At 61.8% G+C, this 15,186-nt stretch carries 12 protein-coding genes and 4 pseudogenes; 4 read left to right on the forward strand and 12 right to left on the reverse strand.

Features of this window, described 5'->3' with window-relative positions; all coding sequences use genetic code 11:
* Positions 1–118: 118 nt before the first annotated feature.
* Complete coding sequence (locus tag LB566_RS27295) at positions 119–592, forward strand: Lrp/AsnC family transcriptional regulator (protein WP_140554053.1); 474 nt, start codon at positions 119–121, stop codon at positions 590–592.
* A gap of 304 nt (positions 593–896) precedes the next feature.
* Here the strand turns inward: LB566_RS27295 and xth are convergent, their stop codons facing one another.
* From xth to LB566_RS27340, 9 genes and pseudogenes are all read right to left on the reverse strand, one after another.
* Positions 897–1,727 carry an exodeoxyribonuclease III gene (xth, locus tag LB566_RS27300; protein ID WP_140554051.1) on the reverse strand — a complete coding sequence of 277 codons (831 nt, stop codon included), beginning with the start codon at positions 1,725–1,727 and terminating at the stop codon, positions 897–899.
* A 4-nt stretch (positions 1,728–1,731) separates the two neighbouring features.
* Positions 1,732–3,633: a DNA ligase D gene (gene ligD, locus LB566_RS27305; protein WP_224629003.1), complete on the reverse strand. Its 1,902-nt coding sequence runs from the start codon at positions 3,631–3,633 to the stop codon at positions 1,732–1,734.
* Positions 3,634–3,750: 117 nt separating this feature from the next.
* Positions 3,751–3,873, reverse strand: coding sequence for a DUF3606 domain-containing protein (locus tag LB566_RS27310; protein WP_318012752.1), 123 nt, complete (start codon positions 3,871–3,873; stop codon positions 3,751–3,753).
* A gap of 98 nt (positions 3,874–3,971) precedes the next feature.
* Positions 3,972–4,938: pseudogene (locus tag LB566_RS27315) on the reverse strand (OB-fold nucleic acid binding domain-containing protein); the annotation flags it as partial.
* A 192-nt stretch (positions 4,939–5,130) separates the two neighbouring features.
* Positions 5,131–5,715 (reverse strand): annotated as a pseudogene (locus LB566_RS27320) (ABC transporter ATP-binding protein); the annotation flags it as partial.
* Positions 5,716–5,727: 12 nt separating this feature from the next.
* Positions 5,728–6,660, reverse strand: a complete 933-nt coding sequence (locus LB566_RS27325; protein WP_140554049.1) for a 3-keto-5-aminohexanoate cleavage protein — start codon at positions 6,658–6,660, stop codon at positions 5,728–5,730.
* Positions 6,661–6,679: 19 nt separating this feature from the next.
* A complete protein-coding gene (locus LB566_RS27330; RefSeq protein ID WP_140554048.1) occupies positions 6,680–7,528 on the reverse strand; it encodes a carbohydrate ABC transporter permease in 849 nt (282 codons plus the stop codon).
* On the reverse strand, positions 7,525–8,460 hold the full coding sequence (locus LB566_RS27335; RefSeq protein ID WP_140554046.1) for a carbohydrate ABC transporter permease: 936 nt from the start codon (positions 8,458–8,460) through the stop codon (positions 7,525–7,527). Before LB566_RS27335 ends, LB566_RS27330 begins: the two co-directional genes overlap by 4 nt.
* A 1-nt stretch (position 8,461) precedes the next feature.
* A complete protein-coding gene (locus LB566_RS27340; RefSeq protein WP_140554044.1) occupies positions 8,462–9,712 on the reverse strand; it encodes an extracellular solute-binding protein in 1,251 nt (416 codons plus the stop codon).
* A 150-nt stretch (positions 9,713–9,862) separates the two neighbouring features.
* Here LB566_RS27340 and LB566_RS27345 point away from each other — a divergent pair, with 150 nt between their 5' ends.
* The 3 genes from LB566_RS27345 (at position 9,863) to LB566_RS27355 (ending at position 13,153) form a co-directional block, all read left to right on the forward strand.
* Positions 9,863–10,786, forward strand: coding sequence for a BadF/BadG/BcrA/BcrD ATPase family protein (locus LB566_RS27345; RefSeq protein WP_224629005.1), 924 nt, complete (start codon positions 9,863–9,865; stop codon positions 10,784–10,786).
* On the forward strand, positions 10,787–11,809 hold the full coding sequence (locus LB566_RS27350; RefSeq protein WP_140554043.1) for an SIS domain-containing protein: 1,023 nt from the start codon (positions 10,787–10,789) through the stop codon (positions 11,807–11,809).
* A 138-nt stretch (positions 11,810–11,947) separates the two neighbouring features.
* Positions 11,948–13,153 carry an ROK family transcriptional regulator gene (locus tag LB566_RS27355; RefSeq protein WP_140554041.1) on the forward strand — a complete coding sequence of 402 codons (1,206 nt, stop codon included), beginning with the start codon at positions 11,948–11,950 and terminating at the stop codon, positions 13,151–13,153.
* Positions 13,154–13,248: 95 nt separating this feature from the next.
* On the opposite strand, the pseudogene LB566_RS27360 reads toward LB566_RS27355, so the two are convergent.
* The 3 genes and pseudogenes from LB566_RS27360 to LB566_RS27370 form a co-directional block, all read right to left on the reverse strand.
* Positions 13,249–13,404, reverse strand: a pseudogene (locus LB566_RS27360) (FMN-dependent NADH-azoreductase); the annotation flags it as partial.
* Positions 13,405–13,458: 54 nt separating this feature from the next.
* Positions 13,459–13,943 (reverse strand): annotated as a pseudogene (locus LB566_RS27365) (peroxiredoxin-like family protein); the annotation flags it as partial.
* Between the two features lie 934 nt (positions 13,944–14,877).
* Positions 14,878–15,147, reverse strand: coding sequence for a hypothetical protein (locus LB566_RS27370; RefSeq protein WP_224629020.1), 270 nt, complete (start codon positions 15,145–15,147; stop codon positions 14,878–14,880).
* Between the last annotated feature and the right edge of the window lie 39 nt (positions 15,148–15,186).

Below are 15,186 nucleotides of genomic sequence, written 5' to 3' on the forward strand. Positions count from 1 at the left end.
TCCATCATTTGATATGATGAGGATAGGAAAATCGGCAGGGCGATTGCAGCTAAAATTGCTATCAGGTAAGGCCATATCGGTGAGTTCAAGCCAATTTCGATGCAAGGAACAGAAGGTCATGCCAAAAAGCGTCATTGACGGTATCGATCGCAAGTTGTTGGCGGCGCTTCAGTCGGATGCTCACGCGACAACAGAAGACCTCGGCGAGATCGCCGGTCTGTCTCCATCACCTTGCGCGCGTCGGGTGCGGATGCTGGAGAAATCTGGCGTGATCAAAGCGTATGTAGCAATCGTCGACCAGGTGAAGGTTGGATTACCCGTCAGCGCGTTTGCGTCCGTCAAGCTGGAACGACAACGGGAAGAAGAGCTGGATCGATTTTCAAATGCTGTCCTGCGCTGGCCGGAAGTCGTGGAGTGCTATCTGATGACTGGCAAGATGGACTTCCTGCTGCGCGTCGTCGTCAAAGACTTGGAGGCTTATGAAGCATTCCTGAAGCAGAAGCTCACTAGACTCGATGGCGTGGCATCAATCGAGTCGAGTTTTGCCCTTGGTCAAGTGAAACATGCTCATGGACTGCCAATCGACGCTTAGGTCACCAATATATTTGGCGCTCTACTAGCCTGCCCTTAAGCAGGTTCGAGACGGATTTCAATCAAGAAAACCCGGCTTTTTCGGTCAGTTGAGGGCCCGCACAACGGTAGTCCAGATCAACAAAATACCACCAATGTTTCTGTGGGATTGGCTCGGTCCGCCTACGGTCAATGCCATCGCACCTGTCTCGGACGCGCTGCTGAATGCTGCAGCGATTTGGGCGTAGGCATTGTAGGCGCACGAAGCCTGTCTGCGCCGCAGCTATGTGGCGGGAAGGTTTCATCATTGGTGAGTAACGAAGGCCCTAGCCGGGACCGGAGCTGCTTCGTTCGTCAGGCGCCGAACGGCTGCGAGGCGGTGCCTTTTGCGAGAGCTCGATCCAGACCGGCGCGTGATCGCTGCTCTTTTCCCAGCCGCGCACCTCGACGTCGACTTGCGCGTCGATCAGCCGCTTCTTGAGCGACGGGCTCAGCAGAAGGTGGTCGATGCGCAGGCCTGCGTTGCGGCCGAAGGCGTTGCGGAAATAGTCCCAGAACGTGTAGATCTTCTCACCGGGATGACGCGCGCGCAGCGCGTCGGTCCAGCCTTGTTTGAGCAGCGTCGCATAGGCGGCGCGCGCCTCGGGCGCGAACAGAGCATCGTCCAGCCAGCGCTCGGGCTTGTAGACATCGAGTTCGGTCGGCATGACGTTGAAATCGCCTGCCAGCACCACTGGCTGTTTGGACCCGACGAGTTCGGCTGCGTGGTCGATGAGCCGATCGAACCAACGCAGCTTATAGTCGAATTTCAGGCCGGGCCTCGGATTGCCATTCGGAAGATAAAGGCATCCGATAAGGATGCCGTTGACTGCTGCTTCGATGTAGCGGCTATGGCTGTCGTCGGGGTCGCCCGGAAGGCCGCGCCGCGTTTCGTGGATTTTGCCGACGCGGCTCAGGATCGCGACGCCGTTCCAGCTTTTCTGGCCATGCCAGACCACGTCATAGCCGAGGTCGCGGATCGGCCGTTCCGGGAACTTCTCCTGGGGCGCCCTGAGTTCCTGGAGGCAGGCAATGTCCGGCGCTGCCTCTTCCAGCCAGCGCAGCAGCACCGGCAGGCGGCCGTTGACGCCGTTGACGTTGTAGGTCGCGATCCTCATGGCTTCACAGGTCCGGCAGGAACTGATCGGCCCGGCCCCATCCCGCGAGGGCCTTCGATGCGGCGCGCTTCTTCAACTCGGGCGCATCGCCGACATGGAAATGAGAGGGCGCATCGATTGTCTTCATCTCCGCCCAGGTGACAGGTGCTGCGACCGGGGCGCCCGGCCGCGATCTGGCGCTATAAGCCATGATTGCCGTTGCGCCGCGCTGGTTGCGCAGATAGTCGACGAAGATCCGACCCTTGCGTTTGGCCTTCGACAAAACGGCCGTGAAGTGGGCAGGGTCGCTCTGCGCGACCGCCTGAGCAAGCCGGGAGGCGAAGGCCTTCACCTCAGGCCATTCAGCTCGCGGCGTAAGCGGCGCGATCACATGCACGCCCTTGCCGCCCGTCAGCATCGGGAAAGTGGTCAATCCAAGGGATTTCAGTATATCCCGGAACTGGAATGCGGCAGCGCGAACCGCCTCGAAATTCAGTCCCTCGTCGGGGTCGAGGTCAAACACAAGGCGGTCGGCCTTCTCGACGTCTTCGATGCGCGCTCCCCATCCATGGAACTCGATCGTTCCCATCTGGACACAGGTCACAAGCCCCTCGGCGTCGTCGACGTAAAGGTAGGGCTCCTCATGGCCGTCCTTTTCGGTGATCCCGACGTGATGGACCTTGTCGCCGAAGCTGCCAGCGTCGTGCTTTTGGAAAAAACATTTCTTGGCGCGGCCCTGCGGGCAGCGGACCAGGCTGATTGGTCTGCTGCCTGCCCAGGGAAGCATGATCGCTGCAACATCGGCGTAATGATCGGCAAGCTGTCCCTTGGTGATGTTGGATTCGGGGTAGATTACGCGGCCGCGATTGCTGATCGCGACCGCGCTTGTCGCCGGCGGCGGCAGCGTCGCTGTGCGGTGTTCCGTCTCGAGCACAACCGCTTCGGGCTTCTTGTCCTCACGCAAGCCGAGATAGCTTGGATGGCGCAGTGTTCCTTCATTGGTCATCTCGGTGAAGGCGATCTCGGCGACGAGGCTGGGACGCAGCCAGTGCGCGCGACGAACCTCCGCGCGCGGTGCTTCGACGGTGGCTGCCTTCTGCTCGAGCGGCGCCATGGTCTTCATCAGCCGGGCCATCCCGGCGGCATTGAAGCCGGTCCCGACCTTGCCGGCATAGCGCAGCTTTCCGCCGTCATGGACCCCAAGGATCAGCGATCGAAACGCGCGATCCTTGTCTGACGGCGTCCAGCCTACGAGCACGAACTCCTGACGTTTGATGCACTTGATCTTCAGCCAGCTTCCGTCGCGGGCGCCGACATAGCCCGAATCCGCCAGCTTCGAGATAACCCCCTCAAGGCCGGCGTCGCAGAAGCGGTTCAGCAATTCTTCCCCCCGGCCCTGGATATGATCGGAGTAGCGAAGGATGGGGCTCTTCGCCGGCAGAATTGCCTCCAGTTTCTCCTTGCGCTCCAGCAGCGGCAGCCTCGTCAGGTCTTCCCCGTCGAGTTGGAGCAGGTCGAAGGCATAAAAATCGATGCTCGTGGGAGCGCCCTTCAACGCGTTCTGCAGCGCCTGGAAACTGGACCGCCCCTCGGCGTCGGTGACGATGGCCTCTCCGTCGATGAGGGCAGAGCGAACCTTGAGCTTGCGCGCCTCCGCCAAAATGGACGGAAAGCGGCCGGACCAGTCCAGGCCGGAGCGCGTATAGGCGCGCGCCTCGCCGCCGCCCACGGCGACAAGAATACGATAGCCATCGTATTTCATCTCGTGGATCCAGCGATCGCCAGGGGGAACCGTGTCCACCAGTTTTGCAAGCTGGACCGGCCGGAACGCGGGTGGCGCATGTTTGGCTGCCCCGCGCGAGGCTGGCTTCGCAGGGGGAGCTGAAGATCCTTTGATTGTGGGCCGACGCAAAGCTGACTTGCTCACTTGACTTGACCCTGTTCAGACCGAACTATGCAATGAGTCATTGCGAACACGCAGCCTATTTCTTCAGTTTCTCCGCGGCGGCATTGAGCTTATCGCGGTCGTTGCCGATGCGCTTGATCAGGGCTTCGGCCTGCTCTCTCTGATACCGTGCTTGCGGGCGAAATAATTGACCTCATAGCCCTCACCGCCGGAGACCTGCCGACGGTCTGCGGCGCCTCGCTTCGATTTGTTGTCCGCCATTATCGTCTCCCCTGTTCCATAGCTGCGCCGTCACGACGTTCGACCTGTAACGCTTTGGTAAGACTTGCGATCCTGAGCCGGACAAGAAATTCGACGTTTCACCTGAAATCCCGCGTCTTGACCTTGAGGTTGTCGATGTGGAGGTCGGGTATGTAGATGTCGCGGCTGCGCAGCCCCTTGGGCAGCAGCTCGCGCGGATCGGGTCCCGAGCCGCCATTGCGCCGCGGGCGTGCGGCAGGGGAAAGCTGCCCTCGCGTTCGCCGATGCTGGCGAGCTCGGCTGAAAGATCGCTGATCTTCCGAGCCACGAGGTGGACCACTTCGCCCTCACGCTGGATGCGGCCGCTTACCGCGATCATGCCCGCCGACAGAACCGTGCGCCGGTGCTGCTCGAACACTTGGGGCCAGACCACGAGGTTCGCGATGCCGGTCTCGTCCTCAAGGGTGATGAACATCACGCCCTTGGCCGAGCCCGGGCGCTGCCGGACGAGCACTATGCCTGCCGCTTCCAGCCAGCGCCCGTCGCGCGCCTCCATCGCCTCGGCGCAAGACACGATGCGGCGGCGGCGAAGATCTTCGCGCAGGAAAGAGATCGGATGGCTGCGAAGCGTCAAGCCTATGTGGCGGTAGTCTTCCACGACCTCGCCGCCGGCGGTCATCGGCGGCAGCGCCACCGCCGGTTCATTGATCTCCGGAATCATCTCCGCCTCGCGGGCCGATGCGGCCGCGAACAGGGGCAGGGGCTCGTCGCGCAGCGCCTTGATCGCCCACAGCGCCTCGCGCCGCGCGAGACCAAGCGCCGGCCGGAACGCGTCTGCCTCGGCGAGCTGGACAAGCGCGGCCTGCGGCACGCCAGCGCGGCGCCACAGATCGTCGACGGAGGCGAACGCCTGGTCGGCGCGGGTGGCGACAATCGTGCTTGCATGGACATTTGCGAGACCGCGCACCATGCGCAACCCAAGCCGGACGGCGAAATGTCCGTCGTCGGCGACCGGTTCCAGCGTGCAGTCAAACGCGAGGCGTTGACGCAGGCCGGCCGGATGTCGATCCCGTGCGCGGCCGCGTTCGATCTGTGCGCGCAAGGCATCTATGGCGGGCTCCGGCCGCAAGATGGTCGTTGACCTCCGGGAAAGCGCATATAAGAATGTTCTCTATTTGTTCTACGATCGAGCGATGGAAGTCAAGTGGGCCTTGGAGCGCGGCGCACCCTTGTGTAGCGGCGAAGTCATTGGGGGCGGGGCGGGGGCTAACGCCGACCTTCGACCTGGTCGTGGGTGACATAGACGATCGTGTTGCCCAGGCGCTGGTGCAGCGCCTTGATCTCAGAGCGCATCTGCACGCGCAGCTTGGCATTGAGGTTGGAGAGCGGCTCGTCGAACAGGAAGACTTTCGGGTCGCGCACGATGGGGCGACCCATGGCGACGCGCTGGCCCTGGCCGCCAGAAAGCTGGCGCGGATAGCGCTCCAGCAGGTCTTGCAGTCCAACGATCGTTGCGGCGCGCGTAATCTTGGCGTCGATCTCGCCCTTGTCGGTCTTCTTCAGCCTCAGCGCGAAAGCCATGTTCTCGCTACCGTCATATGCGGATAGAGCGCATAGTTCTGGAATACCATGGCGATATCGCGCGATTTTGGCGCGATGTCGTTGATGACTTGGCCGTCGAGCGCGATCTCGCCGGCGCCGATATCTTCGAGGCCGGCGATCATCCTTAGTAAGGTCGCTTGCCGCAACCGGACGGCCCGACAAGGATGACGAATTCGCCCGACGCGATATCCACCGACACGCCGTGGGTAACTCGCCCTTGCCATAGTCCTTCTCGACACCCGATATGGTGACCGCACTCATTGGTATTTCCCTTTAGAAAGAGACCTTGTCGCCGCCCTTGAGCTGCAAGATCTGCCGCGCCTCGTCAGGGGTGGCGACCGAGGCGCCGAGCCCCTCGACGATCTGGCGCACCTTCTTCACCTGCTCGGCGTTGGATTTTGCCAGCTGGCCCTTGCCGATCCACAGCGAGTCCTCCAGCCCGACGCGCACATTGCCGCCCAGCGCGATGGCCTGAGTGGCGATGGGCAACTGGCTGCGGCCGGCGCCTAGCACTGACCAATGACAGTCATTGCCGAACAGGCGGTCGGCGGTGCGCTTCATATGCGCGACGTCCTCCGGATGGGTGCCGATGCCGCCCAGTATGCCGAACACGCTCTGGACGAAGAACGGCGCCTTGACCAGGCCGCGCTCGACGAAATGGGCAAGCGTATAGAGATGGCCGATGTCGTAACACTCGATTTCGAAACGCGTGCCGTTTTCCGCGCAGGTGCGCAGGATGTGCTCGATGTCACCAAAGGTGTTGCGAAAGATGCGGTCGCGGGAGCCTTCGAGATAGGAGCGCTCCCAATCATGCTCGAAGGTCTTGAAGCGCTCCAGCATCGGATAGAGGCCGAAATTCATCGAGCCCATATTCAGCGAGGCGACTTCCGGCGAGAAGGTCGCCGCCGGCTTGACCCGCTCCTCGACGCTCATAGTGGCGGCGCCGCCCGTGGTGATGTTGATGACGCAGTTGGAACGCTGCTTAATCACCTTCAGGAAGGGCGCAAAGGCCCCTGTCGACTGGTCGGGCCGGCCGTCGACAAGATTTCGCGCATGCAGGTGGACGATGGCTGCACCGGCCTCGGCCGCACCGATCGCGGCGTCGGCGATCTCTTGCGCGCTCACCGGCAGATGCGGCGACATCGACGGCGTATGGATCGAGCCGGTGACCGCGCAGGTGATGATGATCTTGTTCTGGTTCGCCACTTGAAAATATCCTCGTCCTCTATTTCACTGCGCCTTGCGTGATGCCTGAGATGAACTGCTTCGACAGCACGATATAGAGCAGGGTGATCGGCAGGGCCGCCAGCGTCAGCCCGGTGAACAGCACGCCCCAATCGGTCGTGAATTCGCCGACGAAGACCGTGAGGCCCTGCGGCAACGTCTTGAGATCGTCCGACGTGATCAGCACCAGCGGAAAGAAGAAATCGTTCCAGATCGGCACGGCATTCTGGATCGCGACGATGACCAAGGCCGGGCGCGCCAGCGGCAGCATGATCGAGCGCATGATGCGAAATTCGCTGGCACCGTCCATGCGCGCCGACTCCTCCAGTTCGCGCGGCAAGGTCCTGAGAAAGCCCGTCATGATGAACACCGCGGAAGGAATGCCCATGGCCACATAGACCAGCACCAAGCCGGCATAGCTGTCGACCAGGCCAAGCGAATCCAGCTGGATGAACAATGGAATGATCGCCAGTTTCAGCGGAACGGTCATGCCGCTCAGGAAAAACATCAGCACCAGTGCGCTCAGCCTGAATTGATAGCGGGCGATGGCATAGGCGGCCATGGTGCTGAACAGAAGGATCAGTGCTACCGCGGCCAAGGTGATGCCGAGAGAATTGGCGAGGTACCGGACGAAATTGGTTTCGCTCCACACGCGCTCGGCATTGACCAGCGAAAAGTGCGCCGGCAGGGCGAAGGGCGAGCTGAAGATCTCGGCATTGGTCTTGAAGGACGATATCACCATGACGAACAGGGGATAGATCATGATGACGGCATTGATCACCAGCATCAGCTGGATGGCGCCGTTCTTCAACAGCTCGCCGGGTTCCCTGGTGCCGACCGCTGCGCTCACAGTTCGATCTCGCGACGGCGCAGATAGCGAAGCGCGATTGCTGTGACGCCGGCAACAATGATGAACATCATCACCGCCAGCGCGCTGCCCTGGCCGAAATCCTGGATGCCTGTTGTCGTCGAGCCGAAGGCGGTCCGGTAGAAATAGAGGCCGAGCACATCCGTCGCGCCGCCTGGCGAACCGGTGAGGCCGGCCATGACATAGGGGATTTCGAACCAGTTGAAACTGCCGATGAAGGTCAAGATGGTGACGATGGTGACGCTCGGCGCAATCAGCGGCCAGATGATGCGCGTCATCAGCACATAGTCGCCGGCGCCATCCAGCCGGGCAGCTTCGATCACTTCCTTGCCGACGCGCTGCATGCCTGCCAGCAGCACCAGCGTCGGAAAGCCGAGCCAGTGCCAGATGTTCGCGAACAGGATGCTGCCCAGCGCGGTGTTTTCACTTCCGAGCCACGGGATGGCGCCAATGCCGATCAGCACCAGCGTCTGGTTAACCAGCCCGAACAGCGGATGCAGGAACAGTTTCCACAGGAAGCCAACGATGACGGCCGACAGCACAACAGGCAGAAAGACGATGACCTGGTGGACGCGGTGACCGGGCAAGGCCTTCAGCAATGCGTAGGCAAGCAGGAAAGCGGTGCCGTTCTCGAACACCATCAGCGCCACGAAGGCGACGATGTTGTGTTTCAGCGCATTGTAGGTCCAGCCGCTGTAAGGCTGTTCGAACAGCACCTTGCGGAAGTTCTCGAAGCCGATGAATCCGGTCGGCCGCAGGCCGTTGAACTCATAGAAGGCGAGACGGAAGGCCGAAAGCAGCGGCCACAGCACGAACAGCACCATGACCACCAGGGCCGGTGTCAGCAGGGCCGCTATCCAGAGTGATCGGCGCCACGGAAAAGCTTTTGAGGGGTGGCGCCGGCCGCTGTTCATTTCACTTGACCTGGAAAGGCTTGTACCATTTGGCCAGGCCGTCGGTCAGGTCGGCGGCCAGTTGGTCCGGGTTGATCGAACCTGACATCATCTTGGTGATGTCGCCCTGCAGCAGCTCCGATCCAGTCGGCTTCTCGAAACGGAAGTATACAACATTGATATGCGGCATGGCGGTCTCGTTCAACTTGGCGACGTGGGCGAGCAGTTCGTCCTTGATGACCACGCCCTTGATCGGCGAGATGTTGCCGAGCAACGCCGAGAACTTGTCGCCGAATTCCTTGGTGCCCATCCAGTTCACCAGCTTGAGCGCGGCCTCCTTGTTGGCCGACTTGGCGTTGACGGCATAACCGCCATCAAAGAACTTAGTCACCTGCGGCACATCGCCGGCCCTGGCCATTGGCGGGGCGATGAAGTCCATGTTGATGTCCGGGTTCTGGGTCCGGTAGCTGGCGATGTCGAAGCTGCCTCCGGCCAGCATCGCCGCCTTGCCGCTGATGAACAGCTGGCCAGCGGTGTCGTAGTCGATGCCTTCGAATCCAGGAGGCATGTAGTCGCGCAATTCGAGCAGCTTGCCGAGTGCCGCGACGTAGCGTGGGTCCTTAAAGGTGGTCTTGCCCGACGTCAGGTCGCTGACAAAGTCCTGGCCGAGAAACGGGTTGGTGAAGATGGCGACGAACATCTCGTTGAACCAGCTCGTGCCCATGCCGTTGGCCAGGGGGTAGATACCCTTGACCTTCAGCGCCTTGCTGACGGTTATGAACTCGTCCCATGTGGTCGGCGGGCTCAGCTCGGCCTTGGCAAAGACGTCCTTGTTGATGAACAGGCCAAGCGTCTGCGAAGCGAAGGGCAGGGAATAGACCTTCTTGTCGGCGCGGTATGTGCCGGCCACCAGCGCATCGGCGGGCTGGTTGGCAAGTGACGGAACCCTGGTCAGATCCTGCGGCTCGAAGTAGCCTGCTTTCACGAACTGCTCGAGCCAGCCATAGGCGTGGGTATGAATGACGTCGCCGCCCTTGCCGGCGGCCAAGGCCGTCGAGACGATGGTCGGATAGTTCTCATCCGGGAACGACTCGAACTTCACATGGATGTCCGGGTTCTCCTTGGTGAAATCGGTGAAAAGTTCATTGTAGGCGGCCCTATCTTCCTGACGCCAGGTCCAGAACGAGATGTCGGTAGCGTGAGCCACGCTTGCCGTGAGTCCCCATGCGAAAGACGCGGCCGCAAGGGCCAGACCAATCCTTCTCCTGCTCATGTTGCAATCTCCCAATCGCGCTTGATGCGTTTTTTACGACGATTATCAAATCATAGTTCTTGCCGTCTGGAAAGATAGTTTGTAAAGTTTCCTAACTAATGCGAATTGGACGCGGCAACCCGCTTCGTCCGGCATGGGCGGTGGATGTTGGTGACCCAGAAAATCATTGCAGGTGTGGATATAGGCGGGACCAAGACGCGCATTATGGCGTGCATGGACGAGCGCACGATCGCCGACGAGGTGCTGGTGACGGAGAGTTGGCGTATTCGCCAGATGGAGTCCGATGCCACGAGGCTCGCCGACATCGTCGCGGGGTTGTGCGGTGGCGTGGCGCCCGTTGCGCTGGCAGTCGGCGCGCATGGCTGCGACACGGGTGAACAATGCCTGCGCTTCCAGGCGCTGCTGGCGAGCAGGACCGGCGGCGCGGTGCAGGTGGTCAACGATGCCGAACTGATGGTGCCCGCCGCCGGCCATGCCGAAGGCATCGGCGTCGTCGCCGGCACAGGTTCCATCGCGGTGGCGCGCACGGGCCGAGGCAGGATGCTGGCGGCCGGCGGCTGGGGCTGGATCCTCGGCGATGAGGGCAGTGCGCCGGCCTTGGTACGCGAGGCCGCCAAGGCGATCCGCCACAGCCTCGACAGGGGCGACGATGGTGACCCGCTGATAGCCACACTGATGCGCGAACTCAATACCGACGACCACACCAAGCTCGGCATCCTGCTCAATGAAACGCGCGGTGCCGCGGTCTGGGGTCGCTATGCCAATGCCGTGTTCGACGCGGCCATCGCAGGATCGGCTCTGGCTAACCGCGTTATCAGGGAAGGTGGGGCAGGACTTGCCGCGCTGGTCGAACTGTTGATCGAACGCGGCGCCAATCCTGCTCTGGTCGTGGCCGGCGGCGGTGTCATCTCGGAACAGCCGATGCTGATGACGGCATTCGTCGAGGCCATGGCGAAAGTATCGCCGTCGAGCCAGATCGTGCTGCTGCGCGAGCCGCCGGTGCTCGGCGGCGTCGCTCTGGCCCGGCGGCTGCTCGTTGGCCAGGAGCTATCCCCACACATTGGAGCTGTTTGAATGATGAAGCGGATTGGCTATCGCCTGGCGGTGGCGCGCCAGACGGAAAGTCTCGAGATTGGCAGGCGCTCAGTGGCCGCCGCACTCGACGGCCTCGATCTCCGAGCCTTTGCCGGCAAGACGATCGGCCTTGCAGGTATTGGCGCCAGCTACCAGGCGGCGCTGGCCGGGGCGCTTTATCTGCGCGCCTCCGGCATCAGGGCCGTCGCCTATACGCCGACAGATCTCTATGGTCGCACGGATGCGGCCGCCGATGTCTTTATCGCACTGTCGGCCTCAGGGCAGAGCCGAGAAATTTTCGATGTCATGCGTGAAGCATCCGCGTCGCCGCGCCTGGCGATCTGCCGTGGCAGCGACAATCCGCTGGCTGATTTGACCGGCGCCGCTCTTGCCACTGATTCGGGCGACGATAATGGCGCCAGCTCGACCGGCTATACCGGGACCTTGCTGGCGCTTGGCATGCTGATCGACCGGCTTGCCGGCAACCGCTTCGACTGGGCGCGTTTGTCGGGCGCGGTCGCCACCGTCCTCTCCGATGCGGAGCATGCTGCCGGACAAGCGGCGCGGCTGCTGCAGGGCAGAACATCCATCGATATCGTCGGCGCCGGTGTCGGCTTCGCCAATGCCGGCGAGGCGGCGATGCTGATCCGCGAGGCGGTTCGCGTGCCGGCATCCGGGTGGGATACGCTTAATTATCTGCATGGACCGATGGAATCTCAGGATGCGGCGACCGGATTGATCGTCATCGGCGATGGCCGCGAGGTGAAGATCGCGCAGGATGTCGCCGGCTTTGGCTGCCCATCGGTGCTGGTCACGCGGCGCTCGGATGTCGTTTCGGCCGACAGGCTGGCGGTGATTTCCGTACCGGCCCTTGGCAATGCCCTCGCCGATGCCATTCTGGAAATCGTCGCCATCCAGCTTGTCGTCGGCAACATGCAGGATGCGGCCGGCCTGACCGATATCGTCTTCCGTTATCGGCAGACCGATACCAAGCTGAGGCCGTGGTCGCCGACGGAAGTCTGACATCCTTGTGCGGACATCGTGGAAATTGCCAAACCGGTCAGCAATGGGGCATTGAGGGCGGAATGCGGCTTTGAGTCGGCGGCGCTTTCGCTGTACCGACCGAGACAGGATTTCAGGGCAAAAGGTCAAACGGCTGAGATGGCGGCTGCGGAAATCCCAAATCTGACCGACAGTGCCCGAGCCGTGCTGCGCGTGCTCGCCGCGCATGGACCGGTCACGCGGCCGAAGCTCGGCGCCATGCTCGACCTGTCGAAGCCGACCATGTCGGCCGCCGTGTCGGAGCTGAGCGCGCTCGGCCTCGTTGCCGCGCGCGGCCGGGAACGCGGCGCCATTGGCCGCACGGCGACCATCTACGGCATCGGCTCGGGTGCGGGCTACGCGATTGGCATCGATGTCGGCGCCGCCCAGGTGCGGGCGGTTGCCTGTTCGATGGACACACAGAAGCTGATATCGGCGGAAGAACCGATTCCAGAAGCCAAGGCCGGCGATGCCGACGAGGTCGGAGCCATCGTCCTGTCGGTGGCGCGTGCCACAATGGCCAAGGTCAGCAAGAGTTTTCGCGCGCTGCGCGCCATTGCCGTGGCGGTGCCGCGCATAGTCTCCAATGATGGTTTTGACCGTCCTGGGGGGCCGTCCGCCGCGCTTGACCTGCTGCGCCGTAGCATCGAGGTGCCGATCATCCTGGAAAACAACGTCAACTGCGCGGCCATCGGCGAAATGCATTTTGGTGCCGCGCGAGGTCACCGGACCTTCGTCTTTCTGCAGGTTGGCGTGCGGGTCGGGCTCGGCTTCATCACCGAGGGACGCTTGTTTCGCGGCGCCGGGGGTGCGGCCGGCGAAATTGGCCGCATGCCGTTTCCGTGGTCAGCCAGCGAGACGCCCTATCGTGAAGGACTCGAACATTATCTCGGCTCGCGGGCGCTGCTTGAGCGCTGCCGAGTCGACTGGCCCGCCGGGGAAGGCGCGCCGCCAGACTCGGCCAAGGATCTGTTCGCGCGCGCTCTTGAAGGTTCACGACCGGCAATGGTGGCCGTCGAGCGTCATGCCGCCGATATCGGCAGGCTGGCGGCCGGCTGCATCGGCATGCTTGATCCTGGGCTGATCGTGCTTGGCGGCGGCGTCGGCAGAAATCCGCTGATGACGGAAAGCGTTGGAAATATCGCGGCGGACCTTGCATGGCCGACACGGATCGCCGTCAGTTCGCTTGAAGATGACGGCACGGCGCTGGGTGCCATGAAACTGGCCGTCGACTACAGTCTCGGACTGATGCTGCGCGAGGGCCGGCATCCGGCTGTCGTGCTGCCGCCGCTGTCCGAGTTGCAAGCGGACGCGAAGGACACTTGAGAGAAAGAACGGCAGGCGCCGGGCGCCTGCCATTGATGCGGGGTGACGCAGTGCCCTATGCGGCCGCAGCGACTTCGCGCGTTTGCAGCCACAACCACAACGGCATCGCCCTTGGCGGTCGCCTTGGCGAATGCGTCGGTGACCGCATCTCGTCCCTTGGCGACGCCCTCGATGCGGATGACGTCGACATCGGCCAAGCCGATGAAACCGAGCAAGCTGCGCAGTTAAGGAATGGCATGGTCGAACTGGACGGGAGGATCGTCGCGGACGGCCACAGCGCGCTTACGCCGAACCTGCCGCTTTCCTCAGGCGGTCGAGCGCACCAGTTGACGCAAGGTCGGCAGCATGTCGTCCGGCTCCGGCCTGCGGGTATAGCCGGATTGACCTCTGCATAGGCGATGGTGCCGTCCTGGGCGATGGCATAGCGGGCCGGCATCGGCAGCGCCCAGCTCGGATCATTGTTGAAGGCCGGTAGGTCGTTCTTCAGGCTCTTGTAGAGATCGATTAGATAGTCCGGCAGCTTGAAGCGAATGCCGAAGGCGGCTGCAACCTCGCCATTTACATCCGAGAGGATGGGGAAGGTGAGATTGTTCTGGCGGACGGATTTGCGACTGTTCGGCGCCGTCTGCGGCGAGATCGCCACAAGCGAGGTGCCGAGCTTGTCGGACTCGGGCTTGGCAGCCTCCAGCGCCTGCAATTCCATGTTGCAACAAGGACACCAGACCCCGCGATAGAAGCTAATGACGAGAGGCCCCTTGAGGAGGTCGTCAGATCTGACGAGATTTCCTTCGGATAGGCATCGCTTCCGATTCGAATTCATGCCCCTTTTTTTTGTAGTCGCGGCAATACCGATTGGTGTGTCTCAGCTCGCAGGGATAGAGGAGCCACCTCGCGCAGAGTGACCGGCTTTATATCGCCTGGCTTGTTTCGGTCAGGCCTGTCAGGCTCTCTGAATGCCCAACCACATGCCGCTCACGCCTCGCAATTCTTACGCTGAGCCAGGACGCATAGCCGCGCAACCAACAATCGGCATCGGGATGCCGAAGCGTGAGGCAGTTTGGCCATCAGCTAGGTGATCGCGGCTTTGAGCTTAGCCAAATGTGCAGTGGCGAGGTTAAGGAGCGCCGTTGCCGTTTCCTCTGCTGACCACCCCTGCGCGATTGAAGAGGCTACCAAAGCCGCGAAGGCGGTCTCTATTGCAACTTCGCAGTTCACTTCCCTGTCGGGGCTTCCCTCAGGCAGTATGGGAGCGGCAACCGGTGCGGTTTCGGACATGCAAAATGAATCGCCGAAAATGGAAAAGGTTCCAGTTTGGAAGCTGCACATATTCCGTTGCCGATTAATTGCAGTCCAACCGTTCGTGCTTTGCCGAGATAAACGCTAGAGATAACGGCAATTGGCCAGCCCGATCGCCCAGTTGCGGACCCGCGAAAGCTGGTGAATGCGAGTCGGTTCGGAACTTTTCGAGATGTGAGGATCCGGATCTTAGCCGGATCTAGCCTAAGTGACCAGATTCGAAAGTGGAACAGGGCGACAGCAGCCGGGAATACCCAGGTACTCGGCCAACTGTTATGCCATGTGGTCACAACAGGCAGATACAAAAGAGGGCTCCGGACAGAAGGTTGGGTCCATCTGCGCTTAGGCTAATCTGCTAGGCCGTCCCGCGACGCAAGCATGACCCGGCTGACAGATCAGGATCAAGAAAGCCGGGTCAAGCTTGGCGATCAATAATCGCTGTCGTCCTGCTGGATGACCACCGGGCGGTGATGCTGACGGTGCATCGAGCCCGTGACGACAACGGTGTCGGGCCGACGATGGTGGCGATGCCAGGCACGCTTACCGTTGTCGTAAAAGGCCACTTGGCCGTGGTGACGGTGATGAAGGCGGCCGCCGTCCTCATTATAAACCCCTGTGCCATGATGCTGATGGCGATGATGGGTCGTGATCACGACATCGGCCTCGGAACGCGAGGCCGACATTGCGCGAGCCATCATCTTCGACACGGCCGATTCCATTCGCAACAAGATGACCCC

This window comes from Mesorhizobium sp. CA13 (genome assembly GCF_020165235.1).
In the GTDB taxonomy this organism is placed as follows: Bacteria; Pseudomonadota; Alphaproteobacteria; order Rhizobiales; family Rhizobiaceae; genus Mesorhizobium.